At 32.9% G+C, this 23913-nt stretch carries 17 protein-coding genes; 1 reads left to right on the top strand and 16 read right to left on the bottom strand.

The genetic code is table 11. The features are described from left to right. Positions 1-3: 3 nt before the first annotated feature. From FGM02_RS17175 to FGM02_RS17135, 9 genes are all read right to left on the bottom strand, one after another. Positions 4-2454, bottom strand: coding sequence for a TonB-dependent receptor domain-containing protein (locus tag FGM02_RS17175; protein WP_139959734.1), 2451 nt, complete (start codon positions 2452-2454; stop codon positions 4-6). Positions 2455-2542: 88 nt separating this feature from the next. Next, a complete protein-coding gene (locus FGM02_RS17170; protein WP_139959733.1) occupies positions 2543-3643 on the bottom strand; it encodes an imelysin family protein in 1101 nt (366 codons plus the stop codon). A gap of 98 nt (positions 3644-3741) precedes the next feature. Beyond that, positions 3742-4974, bottom strand: a complete 1233-nt coding sequence (locus tag FGM02_RS17165; RefSeq protein ID WP_243739437.1) for a DUF4856 domain-containing protein — start codon at positions 4972-4974, stop codon at positions 3742-3744. Positions 4975-5109: 135 nt separating this feature from the next. Next, entirely contained in the window at positions 5110-5964 is an 855-nt protein-coding gene (locus tag FGM02_RS17160; RefSeq protein ID WP_139959732.1) for a hydroxymethylglutaryl-CoA lyase, read from the bottom strand. 270 nt (positions 5965-6234) lie between these two features. Then, positions 6235-8430, bottom strand: a complete 2196-nt coding sequence (locus tag FGM02_RS17155; protein ID WP_139959731.1) for a PepSY domain-containing protein — start codon at positions 8428-8430, stop codon at positions 6235-6237. 7 nt (positions 8431-8437) lie between these two features. After that, entirely contained in the window at positions 8438-8932 is a 495-nt protein-coding gene (locus FGM02_RS17150; protein ID WP_139959730.1) for a DUF2271 domain-containing protein, read from the bottom strand. Between the two features lie 10 nt (positions 8933-8942). Continuing rightward, entirely contained in the window at positions 8943-10445 is a 1503-nt protein-coding gene (locus tag FGM02_RS17145; protein ID WP_139959729.1) for an ankyrin repeat domain-containing protein, read from the bottom strand. 74 nt (positions 10446-10519) lie between these two features. Beyond that, complete coding sequence (locus FGM02_RS17140) at positions 10520-11878, bottom strand: hypothetical protein (protein ID WP_139959728.1); 1359 nt, start codon at positions 11876-11878, stop codon at positions 10520-10522. A 12-nt stretch (positions 11879-11890) separates the two neighbouring features. Beyond that, on the bottom strand, positions 11891-14305 hold the full coding sequence (locus FGM02_RS17135) for a TonB-dependent receptor (RefSeq protein ID WP_139959727.1): 2415 nt from the start codon (positions 14303-14305) through the stop codon (positions 11891-11893). Positions 14306-14410: 105 nt separating this feature from the next. Between FGM02_RS17135 and FGM02_RS17130 the strand changes: the two genes are divergently transcribed. Continuing rightward, positions 14411-15394 carry a helix-turn-helix domain-containing protein gene (locus tag FGM02_RS17130; protein ID WP_139959726.1) on the top strand — a complete coding sequence of 328 codons (984 nt, stop codon included), beginning with the start codon at positions 14411-14413 and terminating at the stop codon, positions 15392-15394. A 280-nt stretch (positions 15395-15674) separates the two neighbouring features. On the opposite strand, the gene FGM02_RS17125 is transcribed toward FGM02_RS17130, so the two are convergent. From FGM02_RS17125 to FGM02_RS17100, 7 genes are all read right to left on the bottom strand, one after another. Further along, positions 15675-16706, bottom strand: coding sequence for a quinone-dependent dihydroorotate dehydrogenase (locus tag FGM02_RS17125; RefSeq protein ID WP_139959725.1), 1032 nt, complete (start codon positions 16704-16706; stop codon positions 15675-15677). Between the two features lie 142 nt (positions 16707-16848). Next, positions 16849-17298 carry a cold-shock protein gene (locus FGM02_RS17120; RefSeq protein WP_139959724.1) on the bottom strand — a complete coding sequence of 150 codons (450 nt, stop codon included), beginning with the start codon at positions 17296-17298 and terminating at the stop codon, positions 16849-16851. 129 nt (positions 17299-17427) lie between these two features. Continuing rightward, on the bottom strand, positions 17428-17820 hold the full coding sequence (locus FGM02_RS17115) for a YchJ family protein (protein ID WP_139959723.1): 393 nt from the start codon (positions 17818-17820) through the stop codon (positions 17428-17430). A 2-nt stretch (positions 17821-17822) separates the two neighbouring features. Next, positions 17823-17993 (bottom strand): hypothetical protein, encoded by a 171-nt coding sequence (locus FGM02_RS18145; RefSeq protein ID WP_166461218.1) that lies wholly within the window; start codon positions 17991-17993, stop codon positions 17823-17825. Positions 17994-18002: 9 nt separating this feature from the next. Beyond that, on the bottom strand, positions 18003-19328 hold the full coding sequence (locus FGM02_RS17110; RefSeq protein ID WP_139959722.1) for a TolC family protein: 1326 nt from the start codon (positions 19326-19328) through the stop codon (positions 18003-18005). Positions 19329-19340: 12 nt separating this feature from the next. Further along, positions 19341-22499, bottom strand: a complete 3159-nt coding sequence (locus FGM02_RS17105) for an efflux RND transporter permease subunit (protein WP_139959721.1) — start codon at positions 22497-22499, stop codon at positions 19341-19343. Between the two features lie 2 nt (positions 22500-22501). After that, positions 22502-23653 carry an efflux RND transporter periplasmic adaptor subunit gene (locus tag FGM02_RS17100; protein ID WP_139959720.1) on the bottom strand — a complete coding sequence of 384 codons (1152 nt, stop codon included), beginning with the start codon at positions 23651-23653 and terminating at the stop codon, positions 22502-22504. Between the last annotated feature and the right edge of the window lie 260 nt (positions 23654-23913).

The raw sequence follows: 23913 nt of genomic DNA, 5'->3' as shown, positions 1-23913 counted from the left end.
TTATTAAATTTTAAATTGTACAGTTAAATAATAAGTAGCCGGATCGGAAGTGATAATACCAGGTCCTGGATAACCCGTTGCTCTTCTGGTAAAATAACTTTTATTCAGTACATTATTTATTCCGGTTTCTAATTTAATATTTTTATACACATAAGAAACAGAAAAATCTAAAATATCATAGGCGGGTATTGCCCCTTTAACAGAAGAATTATTGTGAGGGTCATATTCTGCATTCGTTACATCGGTATATTGTTGAGAAAGGTAGCTGTACTGAAGACTACCCAAAAAGTTTTTATAGCCAAAACCAATTCCTGTTTTTAAATTCACAAAAGGAATAAATTCAACTTTTTTGCCTTCAACTCCATTAAATTTCGACTTGGTATATTCTGAATCAGTAAAAGCTATATTAACAAAAGTGTTCAACTTATAATTGCTATTTTCCCAAAATGTGTCTTTTATATTCCAGTCCAATAGGGTTTCAAAACCATACACAACTGCTGTACCAATATTGTCTCTAATCCAACCTATTCTATCTTCAAAATTAGTTCCAATTTTTCCATCATATAACAAGCCAAAAACACTACTATCATAAGAAAATGATGTTCCTATTTTCCCTCTTACTCCAATATCAGAAGTAAATCCTTTTTCATCGGTTATATCATCTGCCACAGAAAAAGAAGGACTTGTAACACGAATATCACTAAAAGTAACCGATCTATAATTTTGTGAAATGTTGGCATAAGCCTCAAAGTAATTATCTGGTTTATAACTAGCACCTAAACCCAATAATAAAATATTTCGATTGAAGCGATTGTTATCATCGACAAAATTTCCTGTATTTGCATTTAAATACGCTCCTTCTGATATTGTTTTAATGTATTCAAAACGAAAACCTGGTGTTAAAGAAAAGGAATCTGAAAGGTTAAATATGTTCTCGCCAAAAATGGCTACGTTAAAGTTTGGATATTTAAAAGAAGATTGGCTAGAATAATCTGGATAGGTTTCTTTATAAAAAGAAAAATCAGCATCTACGCCTTTACTTCCTGAGCCTTGTTCTGATGAATTATTGGCTTTGTAAAGCTTTGCTCCTATTAAAAATACAGCATCTTTTTCACCAACATGGTAACGTGTTAGCAAACGAGATTCAATACCCCAATTTCTAAATTGCCCAACTAGCAAATCTCTTTCGTGCAAAAAATCACCATTGCTATCCATTTCATCAATATCTGTAAGTGCATTTGGATTGTCAAAATTGGGATTGGTTCTAAAACCTAAAGCTTTTCTATTCGCATTTAATGAAAATAAATTGAAGCTAAAATCTGTTTGTTCTGAAAATTTATGTGTGAATTTCAACGCCATTAATTGCCAATTTACAGCAAACCAATTTCTTGTTCTATTGCTTTGTCGTGGATTTTCTAAAAATTGCTTGTCTGAAAGTCCACCAGATTGTTTGGCTAAATAATCTAAATAGGTGGTTTCAAAAACTAATTTTGTTTTTTCAGAAAACTGGTAACCAATTTGAGCAAACAAGTTTTTTGAATCAAAATTAGAATTGGCTCTATACCCATCTCCTTTTTTGTAATTGTAATAGGCATAGTAGCTGAACTTTTTATCTACCGTTCCTGAAATACTATTGAAACTGGTAAACAATCCATAAGACCCAATATTTTGTCTTGAAATAACTTCGATTTCTTTATCCTTTACAGGTTCTTTTAATTTAAAATTAATCAAACCACCAAATTGTGTTCCATATTGCAAAGAAGCTGCACCACGAATTACTTGTATTTCTGAAAGTGCTTCCGCAGGAGGTGTATAATAACTTTCTGGGTAGCCCAAAACATCTGCACTAATATCATAATCGTTTTGACGTGTATTAAAATTAGATGTTCTATTAGGATCCAAACCTCTTCCTCCAATACTTAGTTGTAAACCTCCATCTCCAGCGTCAAAAATATTTAAGCCCACTACTTGCGCCATTACTTGACGCGCATTATTTGAGGCCAAATTACCCACAATTTGATCAACCAAAACAACCTCTGTTTTCTTTCCTGCATAAATGGCCGTTCCTTCTACATTTTTTAAACGAACTAGGTTAAAGAACTTCCTTTTATTGCCTGAGACATGGACTTCATCTAAATTCTCCCCTAAATGAGCCAATTCAAAGCTGTACTTATTAGAGTTTTTAGTAGGAATTATTGACGTTTGAAAAATTTTATATTCAAAAGAAAAAACGACTATTTGATAATTTTTCCCTTCTTCCGCTTCAAAAAACAACATTCCATTTTCATCCGTACTTCCTAAATCTTTTCCTGATTTTAAGTACACTTGTGCATTTGAAATGCCCGTCAAATTTTCTTCAGAATTTATAGTCAGTTTAACAGTTAACTTTTCCTGAGAAAAAATAAGTGCAGGAACTAAAATTAATGTGAACAGTAGGATTTGCTTTAAGCTCATTGTTGTTACGTATTGTAAACATCAAAAAAAGTCCAGAATAATGAATTATCCTGAACCTTATATCTATTTTATTATTTTTTTTATAAATCTAATCACCATCAGAATCATTATAGTCTGCTTTGATATCAAGAGCCGATAACATATTGGTTTTCATAACCTCTAACAAAGGATGTAAATCATTCTCTCTCAAAGCTATAAATACAGCTCTATCACTTATTATTTGTGCATAAAAATTGGCATCTAAAGCATTTGCAGATGTCAAAACTTTGTCAAACTTTTCTACAATATAGTCACTTAAATTTTTACCACCAGCTTCAACTTGTAATTCTATTAGGTACGATTTTAAACTTTTCCCTTCTGTATTTGAATTGAAATGTTTTCCGTTAAAAAAATCTTTAGAAGTATTCACAGCAGTAAGGAATAATTCTTTAGAAACATCTTTTTTATAAAAAGCTTCTACAGCTTCAGGAATTGGAGTATTGGTAAAAAAACCAATCGGATTTCCAATTTTAGACACTCTTATGTTTTTTTCAAAATTGAAAATAAAATCGTTTACCAATTTATCTACTGAAGAAGTTGAAGAAGAACAATCGTTGGCTATAAAAATAGCAGCATAGTTTGTTTTCCAATCTGTAACAACAGCTGTAGACATAAGTTTCAATCGATCTACAACAGCGTTTGCATAGTTTTTATAAGAAGTTGCACTAAAAGTTGTGATGATTTCAGCATCCGTATCTTTTAAGCCATTTAACAAATAATCTAAGGCAGGAAATCCTTGTCTATTAATTTGAGTAGACAATGCTAAATCGTATACTTCTGAAGAAATATTACTTTCCACTCCTACAGCATCAACAGGATAAGAATTTGAATATTCTTTTAATCGAATTACTTCAGCCTCTCCTATTTGAAACATTGCAACTTGTTGCCAAGCCTTATAAGCTAACAACCAAGAACTTCTTGCTTGCGCTAAATTATTTTGATTTGGCGTTGTTGAAAAAGTAGTTACATCGGTTTTTAAGGTACTAACCAATGCATCATAATTTTCAAATGAAGGAATAATAATATTATTTGCCCAGTTTTCTAACATGGCTTTCCTATCAAAAGAATCATTTGTACAGCTACTCGTCCCCTCTGTTCCGCAAGAAACAAGAACTGTAACAATAATTAAAAAAAGACCTATTTTTTTCATGATTTAGACGCTTTTAGTAGGGATTGCAAATTTAGACAAAGTGTTTGAAGAATTAAGCATCTTCAAACACTTTATTTTATACTTTAAATTTAAGATAATTAATTAGCCGCTTGTGCAGTTGTAAAGTCAAATTTTGCAGAAATAGCATTCGAAACCTCATCTAAAACAGTTCCATCTTTTAAATCCCAAAAACCGTTACCTGCTTCCAATTTATCTAACAAAGTAGTTACTTCTTCAAAAGTAAAATAAGGAGCGTCTGTAACAGGATTTCTTGAAAACTGTAAGCTGTATAAAAACCCGTAACCTTCAGACAATGCATGGAATGCTGATTCATAATCATCTGCAGCCAAAGAAACTTTACCTGCTTGGAAATAGTGAACCGCTCTAACTGCTACTACTTTAGATATTTGGTACTGCAATACGTCAATTGCTTTGTTTAACACTTCATATTCATTAGCAACAACTGCCGCTCTACCTAATACAAATGCTTTAAAAATTTGATTTTGAATTCCTTCAAAATCTGTATCTGCATTTACCTGCGTGATATAGCTGAATAAAAATTTATCCCCTGCTCTATCAATTGGGCTTTCAGAATCTACAGTAGCATCACCATAAACATATCCATAAGCTTCATCAAAATGGTGCTCATATTTTGTGTAATTTTTTCCTTCCTCTAAAGTCTCTGCATTATTTTTAGAAATATAATCTTCATTTGATACACGTATATTTCCTAAATAGTTATTTAAAACTTGGTCCATAACCAAAGCTCCAATCATTCCTTTGTTAAATACTTGGTTGTATTCAATTCCTTTTCCATTTACATATCTAGGTTTTGAACCAATATATCCCGCTGTTCCAGCAGTTGCTTCCACATCTTTATTAGGTACAACTTCACTAACTTGATTTGAAATATATTCTGAAAAATCAGCTTGAATTGCTCCTTTTGTTACGGCATCCTCACCAAACAAATCGTCCGATGCTGCTACTTTACTTTTTACACTTTTATCAGAAGCATTTAAATCTGTATCTGTAAAATCATTCGCACCTGTAGTATGCGCAAAAGCCGCCTCAATTTCTTGTGCAGATTTACCTGAGTCAACCGCTAAATAATTAAGTACTTCTTTAGCCATTGACAAACGTGTTGTTTGTCCACTAAAACTTACTGTTGTATTTCCACCTCTTGTAAAGTTATACGTTGAAGGAACTGTAAAACCTGTTTCAATATCCTCTACTTTATTAATTATATCCTGAAGATCTTCTCCGTTATCACAGGCTACAAACATACTTGAAATTGCAACGATAACTCCAGTTGTGAAATTAATACTTTTCATAATTCTTATTTAGATTGTTTAAAGATAATTTTATTTTTCTGCTGCAAAGATACACATGATTCTTAAATCACAAAACTTATTTAGATTAATTTCAAATAAAGAGTTAAATTATTTTTAGAAGCAGTAAAAAAAAGACTAAAATACCTGAAGAGAAGCATTATAGGCACTTTCAAAACTCATAGGTTTTGTGCCAGTAGATACAGATTTAGAAGTAAAATAGGAAAGTAATTTTTCGGTTGGCATATTTCCTGTCAATTCATCCTTCGCCATAGGACAACCACCAAAGCCCTTAATAGCTCCATCAAAACGCTGACAACCTGCTATAAAAGCCGCATCAATTTTTTCCATACATGTGGCATAGGTTGTATGCAAATGTGCACCAAACTCAATTTTTGGATACTGAGGAATTAAATTGGAAAATAAATAGCTAATTATTTCTGGAGTTGCTGTTCCCACGGTATCGGAAAGCGATAAAATATTAACACCCATTTTGGACAAACGTTCTGTCCAGTTGGCTACAATATCAACATTCCAAGGATTTCCATAAGGATTTCCAAAACCCATAGATAAATAGGTTACCACTTCTTTGTTGCTTTTTAAAGCCACATTCAATATTTCATCCAAAACAACCACAGATTCTTCAATTGTTTTGTGGGTATTTCGCATTTGAAAATTTTCTGAAATAGAAAACGGAAAACCCAAATAATTAATTTCTTCAAAAGAGGCCGCATCTGTTGCTCCTCTGGTGTTGGCAACTATTGCCAACAATTTGCTGTTTGTTTCTGATAAATTTAAAAGAGAAAGCACTTTTGCCGTGTCCTGCATTTGCGGAATTGCCTTTGGAGAGACAAAACTACCAAAATCAATAGTATCAAACCCAACACCCAACAAAGCATTGATATACCTTGCTTTTATTTCTGTTGGAATAAAATCCTTAATGCCTTGCATGGCATCTCTAGGACATTCAATAATTTTTACTTTTGATTGCATATAAATCAAATATACAGATTTCTTTTTGTGAAATTGTGCTAGCCTTTGCTTGAATTCTGAAACTTTAATTGGCTATTTCTAAAACCTTGATCCAGAGAATAAAAAAAATAAACTCTATTTTCAAGAAGCAATTTTCCCAAAACTCATTCTTTTAAAGTCGAGCGAAACTACGAAAAAAGTTTGGCATACATTCAAATAAAAAGAATGTCTGTGTCGCAAATAAAATTAGTGCTACTTCACTTTCTACGCAACTGCAACAGCATATTTTTTCTAATAACAATCTGTTAAAATTTGCCCTTTATTTTTATAAAACTCCAAAGTTTCCAAATCATACTTCAAACAAATTTCATCTAATTGCTTAAAAACGGTATCTCTCATGGCAATAGAACCGCATAGCATTAAACAATCTCCTTCCTTCAATTGGGCTACCAGGTCTTTTTCATCTCTTTGAATAAAATCTTGTACATAGCTAAAATCACTTTTTTCCTTAGAAAAGGCAAAATTATAACTTTGCAAATTTCCTTTTTGATGTGCTTTTATAATGCTGTTTTTATACAATTCCAAAGAAACAAAAGTTCTTGTCCCCCAATACAAAGTACATTTTGTATTTGTTTTTTCATGCATCATTCCTAAAAACGGGGCAATACCTGTTCCATTGGCAATTAAAGCTACATTCTTTGGTTTTTTAGGCAAATGAAAGGCTTTGTTTTGCTGAATGGTCCCTTCAAACTCTTCTCCAACTTTTAATTCATTTAAATAATTAGAACAAATTCCTAGCTCGTGTTTTTTTATACTTAATAACAAATCACCTTCTGCTGTTTTTCCAATGGAATACAAACGTTCAATATTTTCGTTTGGAGGAATAATACTTAACAAATCACCCGGTAAAAAATGTTGTTTTTTTTCAGAAGTTAAGGTCAATGTAAAGGTTTCATCAAAAGCATCTTTTACACTTTGCTTCGCCTTTATTTTAAAAAGAATTTCTTTGTTTTTTTTTGAAGTCAATTCCGCAGGTAAGGACAAACTTATTTCTAATGATTTTCCCCAATTCGTAGCCCAATCTTTAAACTGCTTGTAATTTTGATTGTGAATTAACAAGGCTTCTTTTTGTGGAACCTGTATTTTTTCATGTGCGACTACTTTTTGGTATACTTCCTTTCCAAAGGCACAAAAGTCTGGATATGAAAAAGACCCAAATCCTAAAACATGACATTCAAACGTCTTTTCAATTGAAATTTCTTCTAACTTTTTTAAAAACAAGTTTGCATTGCTTGGTGGTTCACCATCTCCGTAAGTAGCTGTTAAAATAAGCAGCTGCTCCATGTTTTTATAGCTTTGATAATTATTTAAATCATCCAAAAAAACTTTTTTATTCTCCTTTAATAAGGCTTTGTACAAAATTTTACCCAAGCTTTTGGTACTTCCATTTTCCGAACCTGTTAAAATAACCAAATTCGCTTCATGGGCTTTCCATTTATTTTTGGTATTACCACGCAAACGCTGAATAGAAATAACCGTACCCGAATACATAAAATATAAAATACCCAACGAGCTTATAAATAGAACCAACGACCAAAGAACACTTCCTGCCCCTGTGTGCAAATTAAAACTCAGCACCGATAAAAGCTGCACAAATGGAAAAACAGTTTCTTTTACAATAGCACCTGTTTTTTGGTGAACTTGGAGTTCTCTATCCTTTAAAATCAAGGTAAAATAATCTTCGGCATCTGTAGAAAACGGAAACTCAATTTTTGTGACCTCCTTTAAAGTAGTATTTTTAAAAATCTCAAAATCGGCAAAGGGAATTGTTTCACTTTTCATTTCATTATGTCTAATTACTCTCGCTTCCGCAGGTAATAAAGAAAATCGATCCATAGATAAATACGTTCCTGAAAGCGCAATAATAAAAATGGGAATCAATAAAATTCGCCCCAAAGCTACATGGTTGTATTGAACCGATTTATCCTTGATGATGTTAGAAAACAGTTTTACAAAACCACCTTGCCTTTTTATGGCCAACAACAAACCTGTAATAGCAATTAAACAAAGTAAAAAAGAAGTAATTCCTACAAATATTCTTCCTGGAGTTTTTAAAAATAAAGAACGATGAAAGTCGGTTAAAAACTCAAAAAAAGGATTGGCTTTTGGAATGTCTCCAATTTTAGTTCCAGTAATAGGATCCATAAAAAACGGAGCATTCAACTCCTTGTCCATACTAAAAACACTTGCTTTTACAAAATAGTTTTTATCCACCTCAAGCTCTAAAACTTCATCATATTTTGCCTGTAGTGTTTCTATTAATTGAGACACAGCAATTTCTTCAACAGCATTTATTTTAAAAGGTTGTAGTTTTTCTTGAATGGGTTTAAAAGCCAAAAAAGCTCCTGTAATAGCAGCTAATAATAAAAATAAAGAAGAAGATACAGTCAGTGTTAAATGACTATATCTCCATAATTTTTTGAGCATCTGTACGCTAGTTTGGTATCATTCTTACATAACGGATATAGCCCGTTCCTTCGTATTTACTTTTTAGTGTTTCTGTATCCAAAACCACTTCCAAATCTTTTATATGATATTTCTGATGTTCAACAGCAGTTTCAAACCGAAGTTTGTTCCCTTTGTTTAAATCGCTTTTAGGAATGGAAAGCACAAAAACAGAACGCTCTCCTCCAGCAATGGTTGCTCCTGAAATAGCATCCGTTTCTGCTCCTTTTTCATTTTCAAAAAACGACCACCATTTGGTTAAATCTGGATACCATTTTTTATCATCTCCTAAAATTTGTAAGGTTTTTACATAGTTGTCATTTTTATCTATGACAGAGACCACAACATAAGCTCCTTCTCCTTCGTAATTTTTTAACTGAACCATGCACTTGAATTTTTGTGTAGGTTCATCATTCGTATTTACTTTAAAAGCAGACAAGCTTAAAAACCCAACTGCTAAAATAATTGCTACATATATTTTCATGAAATTTGTTTTAAGATTGTTTTAAAAATTTTATATCGAGTTTCTGCTTTTTCAACAATTCATTTTCTATTGCCAAATCATACGCACTTTCTTCAAAATCTGTCAACATGTTTTTATCGGCTCCTTTGCTTAAAAGCATTTTTAACAGACTCACATTATTTGCTTTCATAGCCGCTAAATGCAAGGGAGTTAAACCTTCCGTGTTTTTTTTATTGATTTCCGCTCCTAATTCCAAAGCTTTTAAAATCAGTTTTTCATCTCCTTTTTCTACAGCAATATGCAAAGGACTTGTATTTTTTGAAGCTTTTTCAAATGGAACTTTCGCTTTTTCCAAAGCCCTTACAAGCAATTCAAAATCAGCTTTTGTTCTTCTGCTATAAGAAGTAAATAAATGGTAGTACAAATTATTCCCGTCAGCATCCACCACGTTTAAGTCGGCTCCTTTTGCTTCTAAAAAAGAAAACAATTGACCATTGATACGTTGTGTTGCAAAGGTAATTGCCGAAAAACCTTCTTTATTTTTCTGGTTGATATTGCTAACCGAAGTCATTAATTTTTTCAAAATTACTTGGTTATGACCACGAGCAGCGTTTAAAAACGGGGTATTTCCTTCCTTGTCTTTTTGATGAATAGCAATTCCTTTTGCTATAAAAAAATCTACTACAGCAATTTCTTTGGCATTACTTGCCAAAAAATGTAATGCATTTTGTTCGTTTTTATTACTCGAAGTAAAGTCCAACCCTAAGGTTGCTAAATACTCATATACTGTTAACGAGTTGCTATACCCCCTAGCACCGTGACTCGCAAAAAGCACTAAGTTTTCACCTTCTGAATTGATTTTTTTATAGTTAAATCCTTTTTGGATGTATTTTTTGATTAAGGCAATATTGCCACGTTGTGCCGCATAAAACAATAGGTTATTTCCTTTGTTGTCTTCTGCTTTCACATCCAACCCTTTCTTTTCAAAATAAGAAATAATTTTCCCGTCTTTTGAATGTCCGGCCATTAACAATATGGCATTAGCCCCTGCTCTATTTGTTTCTTTTACATCAACGCCATTTGCTATCATTAAGTCGTAAATAGCTGTATTTTCATGACCTGCATTTACGGTAAAGGTAAACCACGTAAAACCATGACTTCCTACAACTTTGGTGTCTGCACCTTTTTTCAATAACAATTTCATAACGGCAATATCACCTGCACTTCCGGCCCACATTAAATAACTTCTTCCATCGTGGGTTGGTTTGTTTATGTTGTTCCCTGGCAACGACAATAAATACTCAATCGTTTTTACCGGTGCTTTTGCCATAATAGCATAACAAATAGCGTCAAAAGCTGCTTTGTTTGGCGTAACGGCATCGTGTCCTTCTTTTATTTTTTGTTTTACTGTTTCCACAGTTGGTTTGGTTTGCCAAAAAGATCTGTTGTGAAAAGCATTGTCACTTTTCTGACCTCTTTGTGCAAAAATAGCAAGTGGTAAAAGCAGTAAAAAAATTAGAATCTTTGTTTTCATACGTTTGAGATTTCATTCTTATAAAATCCCTTTTTAAAATTAAAAAGGGATTTTGAATTGTTATTTCTTCTAAATTAAAATGCACCTATAAAGTGACTTCCAGTTGTATTTACCAATTCAGCACCTTTGGTTACAACACCTGTTTCCGTATCAACCACATACATATTTCCATTTTTACCTACAGGGGCTTGCGTTAGGTAAATTTCATTTCCATCAACCGCAAAACCTTGGTATTGGAATAAGTAAAAATCAGCTTCATAAGGAATTGCATCAATTTTTACGGCCGTTTTAGCATTTAAATCTACTAGTGCAAAAAATCCTTGTGCACCGGCTACCCCTTCTTCAGAACCTTCATGACGATACGCCAATACCGCTTTTCCGTTTGCAGCGGGTCTCCATGCAAGCACATAAGCACCAGTAACTCCCAAAGCATCGTCTAAATTAAAATCGTAAGAATTGTCATATTGATTGTTTGCATCAATTTTTAAAATATGAGATCCTTCAGGATCACTTTGATTGGCTTGATATACACTCCCATTGTATTCAAAAGCATTGATACTACGGTAACCATTTGTATTTCCATGTCCTACGGTAGATGTAATTACTGTTGGATTTAACAAAGAAGGATAATCCAACACAATCGTCTTAGAACCTAAAATTTCATAATTGCTATCGCTTTCAGCAGTTGCAGGGTCACGTTTACTTAAACGACCACCAATATATAATTTATCTCCAGCAGCATTTAAAGTCGGCATATCAATTCTAGAAAAATAATAGCCCTTTGCTTCTTCTTCTGCACTTAAAGGAACAATGTGCTCTTGGAAATTTTTTATCAAAGAATTTTCTAGGTCTAAAGTAACCACTCCAATCGTTGCTTCTGTACGAGTGTATGTGTCATCAGTAACATCATCTGGCGTTCCATTGTCATCAATTTGATGTTCTGTAGACACGTAAACCGCAGCTCCTGTTTGGTCTCCGTCAAATAATTTGATCCATCTTGGTGCACTTCCTACATAAGGCGCAATACTTACCTCACTACCCGTCGGAGCAAAAACTTGTCCACCTTCAACAGTATATTTAGAATAGTTACCTCCTGTATCTCCGGCGTAACTAATATTAAATATTGTATTTCCATCTTCAGAAGATTGCAACCTCGCTGTTCTATTAGAAGGCACTATAAATCCGTTGTCAAAAGGCGCTATCGATTTACTTGGATCTTTCGCATCTTCACTACTAACTGCATAAATTAAGGTGCCTCCATTACCGTCTCCAGGATTGGTTCCCATTTGTGCAGCAGCAATGGTAATCCATCTGCTTTCATTTCCTTTTTCTTCTTCTATTAATGGACTAGAATCGTCTGTACAGCTACTAATAAGTAGTATTGAACTCATTGCAAAAGCAAATGTTCTTAGGTTTAAAAATTGTTGTTTCATTTGTATTTATATTTAAAATTTATTTATTGAATAGTTAAGTTTTAAGTAAAAAGCCCTTCCAGGTTTTTGCACTCTTAAATTGTCGTATAAGGGTTTGTCAAATATGTTTTTGATGTCGAAGCTTAGTACAAAATCTTTTTTAGGGAAAGTATAACTGAAGCCAAAATCTTGTGCCAATTGAACAGGGACATTAAAAAATTCATTTCCTATTGTATTGTTTCCTTGTGGGGGTATGTATGAAAATTCGTCTGTAAAATACAGGGTGTAGAATAAATTTAATCTCGCCTTTTTTTGAATAAAGTTGTTTACGCTATATCGTAAATTTCCATTCATGGTAAAAAAAGGAGTGTTGGGTACATCTATTTCTACCCCATTATTTTTAATCTTTAAACTGAAATGAGAAACATTAAAATTGAATCCAAAATTATTATGGAATCTATAATCCAATTGTGCTTCTATCCCTTTAGAAGTACCACTACCTTGGTTTTCATACAAAAGCAATACTTCATCTGGATTTCTATCAATAGGAAGTCCAATTCTATCTTTTATATTTCTTGTAAAAAGATTGGTAGAAATGGTAAAATCGTGTTTTTTTATACTGAAATTTCCAAACCTAAATCCTAAATTAAAATTTTCACTCTTTTCAGGATTGATACTTGGATTGGCCACAACATTGTCTCCATCATCTCCAAAGACTTCACTTTCATTTGGTAAGCGTATGGCTTTTTCTGCAGAAGTTAAAAGTGTAATAGTACGTAGTAAGGCAAATGAAAATGCAAAACCATATCCATTGTTTTTAGTGTGTGCCTTTATAACTTCCTCTTCTATTTTATTCGTCTCCTCATTTATATAAGGGTCTATATTTACAGTTTTTTGTTGGTAATATTTTCCAAAAACATTGGCTTTTAATTTTCCACGCATTGCCTGTAACTCATAAGTAGCAGAAAATATATTTTTATACAAATCTCTTGTCCCCACAAATGTATTTTCAAAACTTGAAGCAAAAGCATCACGATCTTTTCTATCAACACCGCTATACACATGGTTTAGTAAAAATTTATGATGGTGATTGATTCGATAAGAAACTCCTGTTCTTATAGAGGCAACATATCGGTTGATATGATTTACAACGGGTCCGAATTCTAATTTTTCTTGCTGCGATCCCCAAGAGTATTCAAATTCATCTCCTTTATAATCAATCGCTTTTTGTCCGTTCCAACTATATGCCCAAGCATTTGTATCGCTTACAACACGATTTCGTTTTCCGTACAAACCATGTAAATTGACATCCAATCCTTTTGTGAATAAATTTTTCTTTTGGTAGGTTAAATTTCCAAGCATGGCATCCGATTCCATAAATCTGTCTTTATATGGAGTAACCGTCATAAAGGCACCATGCTGAATTTCTTTATAATCATCAGATCCTGTTATTCCAATAAAAAACTGATCGGCCCAATTTACATTGGTAAAACCCATTTGAAACATTCCACCAGTAGATTCATAAGCATCATTAAATCTTTTGGCAGTAATTGGAGTTTGCACACCTCCCAAACCCGTAACCACCACACTTTTTCCCGAAACTTTATAATCGTTATCTGAATAATTATAAAAGCCAGATGCTTTTACCGTAAATCCTGATTTTTCAGCACGATACAAACCATTCAAACTTGTTTGAAAAGTATTAAAAGACCCGTAAGAAATGGCCGCATTTAAATTTGATTTTGTTCCTTTATGAAGCACAATATTGATAGCCCCTCCCAAAGCATCGTCTGCCAAATGTCCTGGAACAACACCTTTGTACACCTCAATTCTTTTTATCATGGACGGAGGAATGCTATTTAAGCTAAATGAAGAGCCATAAACCGAAATCGGAATTCCATCAATAAAAATTCGAACAGCACTTCCTGACAAGCCATTTAAACTATATTTTACATCAGAACCCAACCCTCCATTTTGGCGAATATTGACACCAACACTGGTTTTTAACAACTCATTGGTTTGAACATTTCGTTGGCTAGCTTCTTTGGTTTCAATAATCGCAACCGCAAAACCCTTTTTTTCTATTCTTGTTTTTTTTGATTCTCCATGAACATGTACAATTTCTAAAGCTTCTGAATTTTCACTTAAAGAAAAATTTACGTGAATGTGTTGCTTTTTATTCTTACTCTCTAAATAAATTTCTTTCTGCCCTGTAGAAAAACCCATATAAGAAGCCTCTATGATATGTTTTCCTGTGGGAATATTCTCAATACTATAGTCGCCATTTTCATTTACAACAGCAGCATACAAATTGTCATCTACCAAAACCGTAGCACCAAATAAAGGCTCTCCGCTTCCACTTACTACTTTACCAAGTACTTTGTATTCGCTTTTTTGTGCAAAAGAAGCCATGCTAACAAATAGTAATAAAAGTAAATCTTTTCTCATTGTCTTATTTAGATTAAATAAAAATAATATACTTTTGCAAATCTACGGCATTAGCTAAATGAGAAATTAACGCAATAAGAACTTATTATAACGCAAAAGGAATTAATGGAAATTTGTTTACAAAGTGTGCATTTAGAGCAAGGAGAATTGGTGAAAATTTTCGAAAAAGATTTTTATAGTGTTGCTATAAAAGAAAATGAATGGAACCTAAAAACCGACCGTTTAGAAGGAACACTTCAAGATATTGAATTGAATAAAGTATATGTTTTTATTCAAAATCTAAAAAACAAAGGCAATTTAGAGTTTGTAGTTTCGAATGACACGCCTTTGTTTAAATTGCATTTTGAAATTGAAGGTACCGTGTTCTGTAATCTTAACGACACGCAAAAAAACACGTTCAGAGTAGAAAAAGGAACTTATAATTTATTTTACCTACCTGAATCTAAAAGAACCTATACCTACAAGGAAACACATAGAAACTCTTTAGAAATTTATTTTAGTGAGCCCTTTTTACAAAATATAATGGGCTATTGTTTTACAGGAACCTCACAAGATTTAAAAAATTCAAAACTAAAGAAGTGCCCTTGTGTCTTTTTTAAGGATGGAATTTTACTCAATGAACAGATCAACGCCATCCTAAAAGAAATTGTGAATTGTCACTTTACTGAAGTCATGAAAAAAGCATTTTTAGAGGCAAAAATTACAGAATTATTTTTGGTATGCTTAACCAACTTTGGTAGTAAAAAAGAAGAATCTGGACTTAGTTTAGCTGAAAAAAATTGTTTAAAAAGTGTCGAAAAACACATCAAACAAAACCTACAAAAAGAATTAACGATTTCGGAATTGTCTTTATTAGCTGGAATGAATACTTCGAAATTAAAAAAATCATTCAAGCAACTTTACGGATCCACCGTTTTTAAATACATTACGGCTTTACGGATTGAAAAAGCTAAGGAATTAATTCAAAAGGAAAATTATACAATTTCTCAAGCTTCTTATGAAGTTGGCTATAAAAACCCACAACATTTTACAGTGGCTTTTAAAAAGAAATTGGGCTATTTACCCAGTCAGTTAAAAAAAGAAATATGATACCATTTAGGTTATTGTATTTCCTATTTAAAAGGGAAAAATCACTTAGAAATAAGTGACTTTTTTTTTGTCTGTTTTATTAACTCTTCTTTATTTGCTATTTAAAGAGCATCGATACTTTATATATAATCGAATATACAGTTTTCTTTATGAGAAATTGTTCCATCATTTATTTGAATTCTGAAACTTAATAAGGCAATACATAAAACGGTAAACCACAAAATAAAGAATCTTAACCATCCTGTTAAGCAAATCTTTTCAATAAAAGTAATCATAATAATTATCTAGCTAATAAGGCTTTGTTTATTTTTTTTATCAATCCAGGTCCCTCGTAAATAAAACCTGTATAAATTTGAACCAAATCGGCTCCTGCATCTATTTTTTCTAAAGCATCTTCTGCGGTATGGATTCCACCTACACCAATTATAGGAAATGATTTATTTGACTTGTCCGCTAAATATTTAATGGTTGCCGTACTTCGATCTTTGATCGGTTTTCCACTTAAACCACCATTTCCAATTGCTTCTAAAGCGGCTTCCGTAGCTTTTAATCCTTCTCTATTTACAGAAGTATTTGATGCTATCACTCCATCAATTTTCGTTTCCGCTACTAGGTCTACAATTTCATCCAATTGCTGCTTATTTAAATCCGGAGCAATTTTTAATAAAATGGGTTTTTGAGAAGTTGCAGCCTTATTTAATTTTTGCACCGATCCAATCAATTCCAACAAATAATCTTTGTCTTGCAATTTGGCATGGCTCCCCACATTCGGACAACTTACATTCAGTACAAAATAATCTACATAGGCATGCAATGCTTTAAAAGTATCGCAATAATCTTGGGTATATTGCTCTGTAGGAATGTCGGTGTTTTTACCAATATTACCTCCTATTAAAACTTTTCTTTGGTTCGATTTTAAATTTTCAATAGCAGCTTCAACACCGGCATTATTAAAGCCCATTCTGTTGATCAAGCCTTGGTCGTCTTTTAAACGAAAAATTCTTTTTTTAGGATTTCCTTCTTGCCCTTTCGGTGTAACGGTTCCTATTTCAATAAACCCAAATCCAAAGTCAGCCAGTTCATTGTACAAAACGGCATTCTTATCAAAACCAGCGGCAAGTCCGACTGGATTCTTAAATTTCAAACCAAAAAGTTCTCTTTCTAATTTAGGATCTTCTACTTGAAATAGACTTCTAATTAAGGAAGAAACTCCTGGTATTTTAGAAAAATTTTTGATCAACGAAAAAGTAAAATAATGAACCTTTTCTGGATCGAATTGAAAAAGTATTGGGCGAATTATTGATTTATACATCTATAAAAATCTTTGTTTTAAAACACTGCAAAATTACAAAATAAAAGTGGAATCATTTCAAGGAACAAACTTTAAAATATTTCCTAAAAAGGCATAAAAAAACCGTCTGATTCAACAGACGGTTTCTTTGATCGCAAAACGATTATTTTATTTTCTTAACCTTTACAGCATTCATTCCTTTCATTCCTCTTTCAAGTTCAAATTGGACTTTATCATTTTCTTTAATTAGCTCTAACAATCCATTTGCATGTACAAAATATTTCTCTTGAGAGTTTGAATCATTGATAAATCCAAATCCTTTTGAATCGTTAAAAAAAGCAACAGTCCCTTTGTGTACTGGATCGTATTCTTCTTCAATTCTTTTAGGAATACCAATTTCAATACTTTCAGCATCTACCTGAACTTTGTTTGCTGGATCCGGCGGAGTATCTGTTAAATTTCCGTATTCATCTACATAAGCAATCATATCTTCAAAACTTCCTCCTTTAGAATTTGCTTTACGCTCCTCCTTCTTCTTCATTTTTAATTCACGTTTTTTCAAACGTTTCTTTTCTTTTTCTTTTTTATTGAAGGTCTGTTCTGATTTTGCCATTGTAAAGTATTCGGTTAATATTATATGATCTGTTCAAAGTGAACACATGGATTTTCTAATCTTTTGCAAAGATAAGTTTATTTTAAAAAATTTCGCTTGGTTCTAATCGATTATTTTTAAGAATTTTATTTAATTTTCTCGTTCATAAACCCAATGCCCTTTTTCTTTCGAAAAATAAGAATTTTCATAAATTACTTTGACTTCCCCATTTTCTAAAAATGAGGCTTTAAATTCAACCGTACCTTCTGTATCGTTAACAGTACCTTTAGTTTTAGCCACAATTAGCAAAGACAACCAAGTCACTGATTTTGCCCAACGGACTATTTCTTTTTTTTCACTTAAAGGTTTTGTGCTTGAGTGGTAGCTCCGCATTAAATAATCGCCATCTGCTTTTGTAAAAGCACTGTATCTCGATCGCATTAACTCTTCTGCTGTTTGCGCTTTTACTTTTCCTTTATGAATAGCTCCACAACATATTTTGTAGGCTTTACCAGTTCCGCAAGGGCAAATTTCTTCTTCCATTTTTAAGAATTTGTTGTGTTATTTTCTTTTTGCTCCTGGTGTTTTTTTACCAGTTCTTTCAAACGAAGTTGGTGTTGAATTTTTTCATCACGCAATTTATTCAACTTTCTCGTCATCAGCTTGGTATGCTTGGCTTTGTTTTTTGTGTTTTTTTCTTTTCCTTTTTTGGCCATCTGAAAAAATTAGAATTTATCATTTTCTAAAAGTTCACCTGCCAAACGTAATAAGGCCAATTCTGAATTCTTTGTATCAAACTTTGTGGTATTCAGTTGAAGTTTGGCATTCATTAAATTTATTTGTGCTTGACGAAAATCTACAGATGAAATTTGTCCCAATTTATACATTTCTTCAGATTGTTGAAAATTTAACGTATTTACCTCTACGCCCATTTTTTGCAACTCTAGAACTGCCAATAAATTTTCATAGACTTTCCAAGCATTTCTAACATCCTTTTCTAAGCTTGTTCCTAATTTAGCAATTTCAATTTCCTGAACATCCAAAGCTATTTTTGCGTTTCTGGTATTGTTTATAGAAACACCTCCGTCAAAAATATTCCAACTTAAACCAACACCATAATTTATACCTCTCCCCTGATTGTATACTTGAAATGAAGTTGCATCATTGATGTTTCTGTTCCAGGCATAAGAGCTCGTTAAACTTACATTAGGCATCCAACCTGATCGGTTTATTTTAACATCGTACTGACTTAATTCTAAGTTCTTTTTTTCTTGTAATAAAGCTGTGTTATTTTGTTTTGATTTCTCCAACAACTCCTCTTTATTCAATCCAAAAATATAATCTACCTCTGAACGTACATTCACTGGTGTTGTGATTGCTCTACCCAAAACAATATTCAAATCTCTTTTCGCATTGTCTAAAGTTCGCTCACTTTCTAAAAAAGCAACTTCATCATTTTTTAAATCTACTTTTGCGTTTAACACTGCCAACTTAGAGCTTTGTCCGTAATCAAAATTTACCTCAACACGTTTTAAGCGTTCTTTAGAGGCTTCTAAGTTTTCTTCTTTTATTTGCAGATCTTCTGTTAATCTAGCCACTTCATAATAGGCTGAAAATAAAGTTTGAATGGTGTTTTCCATCACCGACTTTACTTGTAATTCTGTAAGATTGTACTGCTCTCTCACTTTTTTCAGGCTGTAAATCTGCCCATAAATATTGAAATTATTATAGCCCAATCCAATGGAAGCACTGTACTTATCCGACTGAGCATCTTCTACCGTATTTACCTTACCATCTTGTGTTTCCGCTTTACCCGTACTAATAAAATGCCTTGCAGAAGCTGTTGTTGAAAGCGTTGGTAAATAACCTCCATTTAAAACACTGGTGTTATTTTTAGCAGCTTCCAAGTTTTTTTGAATCATCAAAACATCAAAATTGTTTTCCAAAGCAATTTCAATTGCTTTTTCTTTTGACAATATTTCTTGTGACTCTGCCTGCAAAACACATAAGAGTACTCCTGCAATAAATAGATTTCTTTTTATATTTTTCATCTTTTATTTCTTCTAATGTTCCAAGTCTTCATTTTCACTTGCCAATTCTTTAATGGCTCTTTCTACCTCTTCTCGAGTTGGCTGTTCACCTACCCACAACCATTGCACACCCACTTTTACATAGTTGGCCATCGACAATAAAATAGGTAAAGTCAATAAGGTTAAAAAAGTAGCTATTACAATTCCATAAGCAATAGATATAGCCATTGGAATTAAAAATTGTGCTTGTCTACTCGTTTCAAAAATAAGAGGTGTTAAACCAGCAACCGTTGTTATAGTGGTTAGGAAAATAGCTCTAAATCTCGACTTCCCTGCTTGAAATAAAGCTTCTTCGAAAAGCATTCCTTCCTTTAAATAACTATTAAATTTACTAATCAATACCAATCCATCATTCACCATAATACCAATGAGGGCAATGATTCCTAACATAGATAAAATATTAACTGAAAAACCGTGGAACCAATGTCCCCAACCCACACCAATTAAACTAAAAGGAACCATGAGCAATAGCAATAAAGGCTGACCGAAAGATCTAAACGTAAATACAATAACAATGTAAATCAACATCAAAATGATACTTCCCACAATCGGCAAAGAACCCAGTACTTTAGATGCTTCTCTATTTTGCCCTTCGTACAAAGCAGAAATAGAAGGATATTTTGCCTGTAAATCTGGAAAAATACGGGTTTGAATATCTGTTAAAATATCCGTTGCACTGGCCTTCGAATTTTTCATATCTGCCTCAATCAAAATTTCACGCTGTCCTTCTAAATGATTGATCGAAATTTCTCCTCTTTCAATTTCATAGGTAGCAATTTCTGAAAAAGGAACTTTTTTACCCGATGGCGTATTCACGCGCATATCATCCAAGTTTTTAATAGACGATCTTTCTTCTCTGGTATAACGAACCCAAACTTTTATTTCATCTTGCCCACGTTGAAAACGCTGAATCTGATTTCCAAAGAAACCACTTCTTACCTGAAACATCACATCGCTTAGCGTAAGACCTAAGAAATAGGCTTTGTCGTTTAATTTAATTTTTATCTCTTTAATTCCTTGCGGATCATTATCGGTAATATCTTTTAATTCCGGATTTTTCAATAATATGGCTTTCAATTCTTCTTTGGCCGCTTTCAGCTCAGCTATATTATTACTTAACAAAGCCACAGAAACTGGACTTCCTCCAAAATTTCCTCCTGAACCAAAGGACAAAGATTCAACCCCATAAACAGTTCCTACTTTTTCTCGAATGGCATTACTGATAATATTAGACTCAAAATCTCTTTCTTCACCAGGCAATAAATTCACCCTTAAAGAAGCATTTGCCGTTCCTGATCCAATTTTTTTAGAGATATTTTCAACAATACTTTTACCGCCAGATTGTTTTTCTTTAAACTCTTCATTGACCAACCATACATTGTCTTCTATCATTGTAATAATAGAATCTGTAATTTTTTCATTGGTCCCTTGCGGCATGGTCAATTCAATAGAAACACGATCACTAGCAATTCTTGGAAAGAAGGTCCCACGAATAACTCCACCTTGAAATGCACCAATGGTAATCACAAATAAAGCAATTGGAATAATGAGTCCGAAAAATTTATTTTTTAATACAAAAAGTAAAGCTGGCGCATACAATTTATCACGCATGTATTCCATAAACTGATCTGCATACTTGTTTATTTTATACAATTTTTGAGTTCTGTCTAAAGCTCTAGAATGCGCTACATGGGCCGGTAAAATAATCAGAGCTTCTACCAAAGACACCACAAGTGTTAAAGCAACAACAGTAGCCACTTCACTAAAAAACTCCCCTAAATTCCCATCTAAGAAAAAGAAAACAGAAAAGGCTAAAATAGTTGTTAATATGGCAGAAATAATTGGCGCAACAACCTCCATAGTTCCGTCAATAGCGGCTCTAATAGGTGTTTTTCCTTTTTCATAATGGTGGTAAATATTTTCTGAAATCACAATTCCATCATCTACCAAAATTCCAATAACGATGATCATTCCAAACAAAGAAAGCACGTTAATGGTTACATTAAAATACCCAGCCAACATAAACATTCCGAAAAATGCAATTGGCAATCCGGCGGCCACCCAAAATGCCAGTCTAGGTCGTAAAAACAACGACAAAAACAACAATACCAACAACATACCTTGCCATGCATTGGTAAACAACAATTCGGTACGTTGGATTAACGTAATAGAAGAATCTCTCGTAATTTCAATAAATACATTTTCATGTTGTTCATTGTATTCCACTACATAATCGTTTATTTTTTTTGCGGTAGATAATAAATCTTCACTGTTCGTATTACTTACTTGAACACGTACCCCTAAATTTCCATTAAAATAGGTTCTATTAGGAGATTCATTCCAACCATCACGAACTTCAGCAACATCTTTTAATCGAATAATTTGTCCATTTTCATTGGCTCTTAGCACCATATTCAACATGTCTTTACCATAATAAGATCTGTTTCTGGCTCTAATCAAATATTCCTCAGCTTCTGTTTTTACAGAACCACCGGAGGTTAGAATATTATTTTTTGAAACGGCTGTTGAAACATCTTGAAAACTTAAATCAAATTTTCTTAAATCGTCTTCTCTAACAGCAATTTCAATTTCTTCATCAGGAAAGCCAGATAATTCTATCTGAGAAATTCCTTCCATTTTACGAATGTCATTTTCAATACTTCTCGCAAAATCTTTTAGGGCTTTTAAAGAGATATCTTTTCCTGTCACCACAAAGGAAATGGTTTCTCGAATTTTTTCGTTTTTAGAAATAACAGGAGGTTCCATTCCCGATGGGAAATTTGGAACTTTATTGACCGCATTCTTTACATCTGCCAAAGCGATATTGATATCATAACCTTTAATAGTTTCTACAGAAATAGTTGCAGAATTTTCTCTAGACACAGATGTTACACGCTCTATACCCAACAACCCTTTTAAGTTGTCTTCAATTTTTAACACGACCCCCTCTTCCATCTCTTGAGGTGAAGCCCCGGGGTAAGTAACACTTACCGAAATATTTCTACTTTCCGTTAAGGGAAAAAAGGAGGAACTTAAATTGGCATAGCCCAAAACCCCTAAAGCAATAAGTGCCAAAATAATTATATTTACCGCAACAGGGTATTTTATAAAATAAGCAATCGTTTTTTTCATACCTATTTTGTTTCTTTATTTTTGTCTTGTTGCCCCATCGGTTTATCTTCTCCGTAAACTTTCACTGTCATTCCTTCAAACCCACCTGGAACCGGCTTTGAAATCAGTCTCATACCGCTAGTCAATCCTTTTACAACCACTGTATTTTCATTAAAATGAATGGCCTGAATTGGCAATAATTTCAATTTTGAATTTTCTAAAATATAAACGGCTTTATTTTCTACCAATAATTTTCTCGGAATTTCATAAGCTTCCAATGCATCTTTAACGGCTATATTGGCTCGTACATACATACCTTCGAGCAAATCTTTTCCTTTAACTTCTACATAAATAACAATTGTTTGTGAAGCTTTTTCAATCTTACCATTGATTCTGCTCACTTTACCAATCCACGATTTGATATTGTCTAAATCTGACAGCTGAACTTCTTTCCCTTTTTGCAACATGGTAGCATAACTTGCATTTACAGAAAGTGGTACTTCAAAAACAGAAGTATCAATAAACTCACCCAATAATTGACCAGGTCTAATTAGGGCACCCGCGTTAATAGCGGCTTCTGTAACCACCCCATCAAAAGGAGCTTTGATTGTATAATTTTCTAAATTGATTTCTAAATTTTTTAAGGCATAATAACTTGAGTATACGTTTTTGCCTGTCATAAAAAATCGTTCTTTTTCTTGACTTACTTTTGGCAATTCAGGTAATACGCCATCAAGCTTAATATTTTCTAAATATTTTTTCCATTTTGCGTGCGACTCTGGATAATCCATTTGCAAGTCGGGCATTAAAGTGACTAGGAGTTTTTGAAACGTACTTTTTTGTGCTATTAATGAAGCACGATAATCTTGACTATCAATGGTCAATAAATTGGCTCCTTTTTTAAACCTATTCCCTACTCTAAAATGAAAAGCAGCATTTTCCACCAATCCTTGAACTTCAGAATACAGAGATATTTTATTTTTAGCCACTAAGTTTCCTGATTCGGAAATTGTAATGGCTATGGAATCGTTTTTAACCGTTTCTACAAAAACAGTTTTTACTACTTTCCCCTTTTTTTCTCTAGGAGGTTTTTTACTATTTGCAAATTGATTTGCAACAAAAAATGAACCACCCAATATACAAAGGGCAGCAACGATAATTATAATTTGTCTCATAATGTAAATTGACTTTTCAAAGGAAAATAATTCTAAACAATTTTATTGGTGCTAAATTTCTACACAAAAATCGAGCCTAGCTGATTTGAATGAAAAAATACTCGCAAAATTAACTTGCTTCCTGTAGAAAAAATTGTTTTGTCTGTTAAATTTTATGTTAAACTGAATGCAAAAAAAATAGCGCTCGCTAAAATTTAATTTAGTGAACGCTATTTCGTTTATCTCTGTACGAACTTAGGAATAAATCTACAATTACATTT

This window comes from Flavicella sediminum, assembly GCF_006381105.1.
Lineage (GTDB): Bacteria > Bacteroidota > Bacteroidia > Flavobacteriales > Flavobacteriaceae > Flavicella > Flavicella sediminum.
Note: the sequence above shows the minus strand (reverse complement) of the source record. Positions and strands in the feature narration are given on the sequence as shown.